The following is a 245-nucleotide window of genomic DNA, read 5'->3' as shown; positions in this document are numbered from 1 at the left end:
TCGCACCGGACGGTCAAAGCGGCAGCATCCCCGCCTTCTTGCAACGCCTCCGTGCCCAGACCGGGGCGCAGGTCATGTGGATGGGCTATTACGCAGGCTCCGGCTCAGGCTCCTTTGCCGGATGCCGCGATGATCTGGTCGAAATCGAATCCCGTATCGCCACTTTCGCCGCAGGCCGCCCCGGGATCCATTTCGTCGATTCCGAAGACGTGATCGACCGGGGGGACCGCGGGCTTTTTGCCGGG

The 245-nt window shown here is 64.9% G+C and carries 1 pseudogene; it reads left to right on the top strand.

The features are described from left to right. A pseudogene (locus A3722_RS06555) lies at positions 1–245 on the top strand (SGNH/GDSL hydrolase family protein); the annotation flags it as partial.

The organism is Sulfitobacter sp. HI0027 (genome assembly GCF_001634775.1).
In the GTDB taxonomy this organism is placed as follows: Bacteria; Pseudomonadota; Alphaproteobacteria; order Rhodobacterales; family Rhodobacteraceae; genus Sulfitobacter.
The sequence above is the reverse complement of the archived record's forward strand: the minus strand, read 5'-3'. Positions and strand labels throughout refer to the sequence as shown.